General features: G+C 48.6%; 1 protein-coding gene. It reads left to right on the top strand.

From position 1 onward, the window contains the following. The coding region (locus tag J0A66_RS22145; protein ID WP_206575998.1) for an AAA family ATPase at positions 1–358 on the top strand (358 nt) is incomplete at both ends.

Below are 358 nucleotides of genomic sequence, written 5' to 3'. Positions count from 1 at the left end.
GAAATAAATCGTGCCAGCCCCAAGACACAAAGTGCTCTGCTTGAAGCCATGGAAGAACGTCAGGTGAGTCTGGACGGTCAGACACATACGCTGCCCTCACCTTTTTTTGTAATAGGCACGCAAAATCCACTGCACCAGGCTGGAACCTACCCCTTACCTGAATCACAGCTAGACAGGTTTTTGATGCGTATTCAATTGGGTTACCCAAATTGGCAGGCCGAGAAAGCCATGTTGCAACAACCTCACCATGAACGGGGTCAAACTCTGCCAACCATGATAGACAATATGCTCAGGGCCTCGCTGCAAAAGCAGGTCCATGACGTGCATGCATCAGATGCTATTTTGGATTACATTCTTC

It is taken from the genome of Bowmanella dokdonensis (assembly GCF_017254865.1).
Taxonomy (GTDB): Bacteria; Pseudomonadota; Gammaproteobacteria; order Enterobacterales; family Alteromonadaceae; genus Bowmanella; species Bowmanella dokdonensis.
The sequence above is the reverse complement of the archived record's forward strand: the minus strand, read 5'-3'. Positions and strand labels throughout refer to the sequence as shown.